We start from the raw sequence: 6,255 nt of genomic DNA, 5'->3' as shown, positions 1-6,255 counted from the left end.
GGTGGTCGGCGCGCCGGACGAGGCGGGCGCGCGCCCGCTGCGCATCCACTCCCGCGGCGACGACCCCGAACTGCCGTGGGTGCGCCACGGCGCGGGCCTGCTCGCGCCGGATGCGCCGGAACCGGCGTTCGACCTCACCGACTGGCCGCCGCCGGGCGCGACGCCCGTTCCGATCGACGGCGCGTACGACCGGCTGATCGACCGCGGCTACGGTTACGGCCCGACCTTCCAAGGACTTCGGGCGGCCTGGCGTCGCGGAGACGATGTGTTCGCCGAGGTAGCGCTGCCCGACGAGGCAACGACGGACGCGGCCCGCTACCTCCTGCACCCCGCCGTGCTCGACGCGGCGATGCACGCGGACCTACTCGACGAATCCGGCGCGGCCACAGGCGACACCCTGCTCCCATTCTCCTGGAGCGACGTCACCCTGCACGCGACCGGTGCGGCCACGGTGCGCGTACACCTGCACAGGATCCGCGGCGACGAGGTATCCGCCATCTTCGTCGCGGACCCCAACGGCCGACCCATCGCGACTGTGCGACAACTGGTTTCGCGCCCGGTCTCACCCGACCGCATCGGCACGCCAGATCGCGCCGCCGACGCGCTGTACGGGGTGAGCTGGCTGCCAGTGCCCTCCGCGAAACTGGGCGAGGCGGTGGCCGTGCGGCAGGCCGCGGCGGTGGCTGGCCTGGGGGACGAGGCGGCGGGGCTGCGGGTCGTGCGGTTGGAATCGGCGCGGGTGGACGTGCCTGCGGCGGCGCATGCGGTGACGAGGCAGGCTCTCGATCTGATTCAGGATGTGCTGGCGGGCGGGGCCATTCGCCTGGCGGTCGTGACAAGGAATGCGGTGGCGGTCGCGTCCGGTGATGATGTCGATCCCGGGCAATCGCCGGTGTGGGGGCTGGTGCGTGCGGCGGAGGCGGAGAATCCGGGCCGGTTCGTGCTGGTCGATGTGGATGGGTCGGCGAAGTCGGAGGCGGCCTTGGCCGCGGCACTGGAGTCCGGCGAGCCGGAACTCGCGTTGCGGGACGGAGTCGCGAGTATGCCGCGGCTGACCCGGCTGGCCGGGGGGACCGGCCGTGCGCCGTGGACGGGTGCGGGCACCGTGCTGATTACCGGCGGTACTCGTGGTCTGGGCCTGATCCTGGCGAGGCACCTGGTGCGTACGCACGGCGTCCGGCGGCTGCTTCTGGTCGGTCGGCGGGGCCTCGATGCATCAGCCGCGGCCGCGCTGACGGCCGAATTCGCTTCGCACGGAGCCGAAGTCGACATCGCCGCCTGCGACGTCGCCGATCGTGACGCGCTCGCGGCCCTGCTCGCGGGTATTCCGGACGCGCACCCGTTGACGGCCGTGGTGCACGCCGCCGGGGTGGCGGACGGCGGACTCGTGGGCAATCTCGACCCGGACCGGGTCGACGCGGTGCTGCGACCGAAGGTCGATGCCGCTTGGCACCTGCACGAGCTGACCAGCGGGCTGAATCTCGAGGCGTTCGTGCTGTTCTCGTCGGCGGGCGGCCTGGTGCTCGCGTCAGGGCAGGGTGACTACGCCGCCGCGAACGTCTTCCTGGACGCCCTCGCCGAGCACCGACGCCGCCACGGCTTGCCCGCCACCGCGCTGCCGTTCGGCATGTGGGCGGTGAACACCGGACTCGGCGGCGAACTCACCGAGGCCGACCTGGACCGAATGCGCAGACTCGGCCTGCCCGCGATCACCGTCGACGACGGGCTGGCCTTGTTCGACGCCGCACTCGCCGCGGACACGGCCGTCGTCGCGCCGCTGCGGATCGACCAAAGCGCCCTGCGCGCACGACAAGACAGCGTTCCGGCCCTCCTGCGCGGCCTGGGCCGAGCGCCCGGACGTCCGTCCGCAGCGACGGGTTCGGTGCGCGGCGACCTGTCCAGACTGTCCCCGGCGGAGCGGCAGCGCCGCCTGCTCGACCTCGTCCGCGCCCATGCCGCAACGGTTCTCGGACACTCGGGCCCCGAAGCGGTCGAGCCGGACCGCGCCTTCCGTGACCTCGGCTTCGACTCCCTCGCCGGGGTGGAGCTGCGCAACCTGCTCGGCACGGCGACCGGCCTGCCGCTGCCCGCCACGCTGGTCTTCGATCACCCGAACGCGCAGGCGGTGGCCGCGTTCCTCGCGGCACGGTTCACCGGGGACACGGCCGAGACCGTCACGCCCGCAGTGCCGACCACGCGCGCCGCCGACGAGCCCATCGCGATCGTCGCGATCAGCTGCCGGTTCCCCGGCGGCGTGCGCACGCCGGAACAGCTGTGGCAGTTGGTCATCGAGGGACGCGACGCGGTCGCCGACTTTCCGGACGACCGCGGCTGGGACGTCGACGCGCTCTATGACCCCGCCCCGGGAACACCCGGGAAGTCCTACGTCAGCAACGGCGGATTCCTCTACGACGCAGCGGAATTCGACCCCGAGTTCTTCGGCATCATGCCGCGCGAGGCGATGGCGATGGACCCGCAGCAGCGGCTGCTGCTGCAAGCCTCGTGGGAGGCGTTCGAGCGGGCGGGCATCGACCCGGCGTCCATGCGCGGCACGCGAACCGGCGTCTACGCCGGAATCATGTACCACGACTACGGAACTCGGCCGGGGCAGGCGCCCGACGAACTCGCCGGTTACCTCGGCAACGGCAGCGCGGGCAGCATCGCCTCCGGCCGGGTGGCCTACAGCCTCGGCCTGGAGGGCCCGGCGGTGAGCGTCGACACGGCCTGCTCGTCGTCCCTGGTCGCTCTGCACATGGCGTGTCAGGCGCTGCGCGCGGGCGAGATCACCATGGCGTTGGCCGGCGGCGTGACGGTGATGCCGACGCCGGACATCTTCGTCGACTTCAGCAGGCAGCGCGGCCTCGCGCCGGACGGCAGGTGCAAGGCGTTCGCCGAGGCCGCGGACGGGACCGGCTGGGCCGAGGGCGTGGGGCTGCTGCTGGTGGAGCGGCTGTCCGACGCCGTCGCCCACGGACATCCGGTGCTGGCCGTCGTCCGCGGCAGCGCGATCAACTCCGACGGCGCCTCGAACGGCCTGACCGCGCCGAACGGCCCCTCGCAGCAACGGGTAATTCGGCAGGCCCTCGCCGCGGCCGGCCTCGAACCCGCCGACATCGACGCGGTGGACGGCCACGGGACCGGCACGACGCTCGGCGATCCCATCGAGGCGCAGGCGCTGCTGGCCACGTATGGCCAAGGGCGACAGGCGGATCGGCCGCTGTGGCTCGGCTCCATCAAGTCGAACATCGGCCACGCCCAGGCCGCCGCCGGAGTGAGCGGCGTGATCAAGATGGTGCTGGCCATGCGGCACGGGATCCTGCCGAAGACACTGCACGTCGATGAGCCGAGCAGGCAGGTCGATTGGACCGAGGGCGCTGTTCGCCTGCTGACCGAGCCGGTCGACTGGGCGGTGGACGGCCGCCCGCGGCGGGCCGGGGTGTCCTCGTTCGGTCTCAGCGGCACCAATGCGCACGTGATCCTCGAGCAGGTGCCCGAAGCGCCTGTGCCGCCGCGTGATCCGGCGCGGCACAGGCCGGCGACGGTGCCACTGTTGGTGTCGGCGCGCACCGAAGAGGGGCTGCGGGAACAGACGGAGCTGCTGCGCGCGCACCTGGCGACGGGTCCGGATCTGGTGGATACCGCGTTCTCGCTCGCCACCACGCGAACCCGATTCGAGTACCGGTCGGTGCTTCTGGCCACCGAGCAGGCGGCGGACGGGCCGGTGTTGTCCGGCGTGGCGAAAACCGGTGGGCGTACGGCATTCCTGTTCTCCGGTCAGGGCGCCCAGCGGTCCGGGATGGGGCGCGAGCTCTACGCCGCCTATCCCGTGTTCGCCGAGGTGCTCGACGACGTGTGCGCCCGGTTCGACGCAGAACTGGAACGCCCGCTGCGCGAGATCATGTTCGCCCCGGCGGAATCGGCGGACGCGCGACTGCTGAGCGAGACCGCCTACACCCAATGCGCGCTGTTCGCTAACGAAGTCGCGCAGTATCGATTGCTCGAGTCCTGGGGCCTGGTCCCCGATGTGCTGCTCGGGCACTCGATCGGCGAACTGGCCGCCGCCCACGTGGCCGGGGTGCTCTCGCTGTTCGACGCGGTGACGCTGGTCGCGGCGCGCGGCCGGTTGATGCAGTCGTTGCCGCCGGGCGGCGCCATGGTCGCCGTGCGCGCGACCGAGGCCGAGGTGGTACCGCTGCTCACCGCCGCAACGGGGATCGCCGCGGTCAATGAGCCCGGCTCCGTGGTGGTTTCGGGCGCGCGGGACGATGTGGCACGGATCGCGGACACGCTCCGTGCGCAGGGCCGCCGGGTCACCGCACTGCGGGTGTCGCACGCGTTCCATTCGCCGCTGGTCGAACCGATCCTCGCCGAGTTCCGTCGCGTCGCCGAAACCGTCTCCCTCCGTGCGCCCGTCATCCCGATCGTCTCGACGCTCGGCGGTGGACCGCACGACCCGGCCACGCCGGAGTACTGGGTTCGGCATGTGCGAGAGGCGGTTCGGTTCGCCGACGGCGTTCGGGAGGCGCGCACACAGGGCGTGACCCGGTTCGTGGAGATCGGCCCGGACAGCGTGCTCACCGGATCGGTCGAGGGATGCCTGGACGACACCGAGCAGCTCGTCGTCGGCCTCACGCGGCGTAACCGCCCCGAACCCGAGGTGCTGTTGGAGGCGGTGTGCGCGATGTACCTCGACGGGGCCGAGGTCGACTGGGCGCGGTTCTTCGCGCCCGCCCAGCCCACGCGGGTCGACCTGCCGACGTATCCCTTTGCCCGCCAGCGCTTCTGGCTCGAACTGCCGACCGCACCGCCCGCCGACGCGACCGGCGTCGGGCAGGCCGCCGCCGGGCACCCCCTGCTGAGCGCGGTCGTCGTCTCGCCGGAGGGCGACGGCGCGGTGCTGACCGGGCGGCTGTCGCTGGACACCCATCCGTGGCTGGCCGATCACAATGTGCTCGGCACGGTGCTGCTGCCCGGCACCGGCTACGTCGAGCTCGCGCTGCGGGCGGGCGCGGAGGTCGGCTGCGAGGTCATCGAGGAGCTGGTCATCGAGGCGCTCATGCCGCTGCCGGAGCGCCGGGGCACCGCGATTCAGGTGGTGGTCGGCGCGGCCGATCCCGAGCGGCGCCGGACCCTGGCCATCTATTCGCGGGTCGAGGACGCGCCCGCCTATGTGCCGTGGACCCGGCACGTCTCGGGTTTCCTTCGCGCCGAACCGGACTCGGAACCGGCGGACGTCGGCTACCGCGAATGGCCGCCCGCCGCGGCCGAACCCGTCGACATCAGCGAGGTCTATGACTACCTGACCTCGGAGGGCTACCACTACGGCCCGATGTTCCGCGGTCTGCGCGCGGTGTGGCGGCGCGGCACCGAGATCTTCGCCGAGGTGGCGCTGCCGGACGAGGCGCGCGCCGAGGCCGCCCGGTTCGGCGTGCACCCGTCGCTACTCGACGCCGCGCTGAGCGCGACCGACTTCCTGAACGGCCGCACACCGCAGGACGTCGGCGCGTCCCAGCTGCCGTTCTCCTGGGCCGGGGTGCGCCTGCACGCCGGCGGCGCGGCCGGGCTGCGGGCCCGAATCGCCTGGGTGAGTTCGGATTCGGCGGTCGGCTCCGACGCGGTCCGGCTGGACCTGTCCGACGCGGCAGGCACACCGGTCGCGACGGTGCGGTCGCTGGTGGTCCGGGCGGTGACCCCGGACCGGGTCGCCGCCGCGGCGGCCGCCTCGGTGGGCAGCAGGCAGCGCGACTCGATCTACCGGATCGGCTGGAGCGAGCTGCCGCGCGGCACCGCGAGCACCGCCGCCGCGCCGCCGATGACGGTGCTGGGCAACAGGTTCGGCGATATCGACGCGGCCGTGCCCGTGTTCGCCGATCTCGCGGCGCTGTCCGCCGCACTCGACACCGGTGCCGCGGTGCCCGAGCTCGTGCTGTTCGCCTGCCCGGCGGTGCCCGGTCCGGAGGTCCCGGCCGCCGTGCGGTCGGTGCTCGCCGACGTGCTCGACGTGGTGCGCGCATGGCTCGCGGACGAGCGGCTGACGCACTCCCGGCTCATGGTGATCACCGAGGGCGCCGTCGCACTGGACGGTGAGACTCCCGAACTGAGCCAGGCACCGATCTGGGGTCTGGTTCGCTCGGCGGAGCAGGAGAATCCCGGCCGGTTCATTCTCGTGGACGCGCACCAGGATTGGACGCCCGCGCGACTCGTCCCGGTGCTCGCCGCGATGGGCGAGCCGGAACTCGCGGTGCGCGGCAACAG

At 72.8% G+C, this 6,255-nt stretch carries 1 protein-coding gene; it reads left to right on the top strand.

The window, feature by feature from the left end; all coding sequences use genetic code 11:
• Nucleotides 1–6,255: type I polyketide synthase (locus tag ON39_RS35040; RefSeq protein WP_040740608.1), on the top strand; the 6,255-nt coding region annotated here is incomplete at both ends.

The organism is Nocardia tenerifensis NBRC 101015, from assembly GCF_000308715.1.
Classification (GTDB): domain Bacteria; phylum Actinomycetota; class Actinomycetes; order Mycobacteriales; family Mycobacteriaceae; genus Nocardia; species Nocardia tenerifensis.
This window is presented reverse-complemented; position numbering and strand designations above follow the sequence as displayed.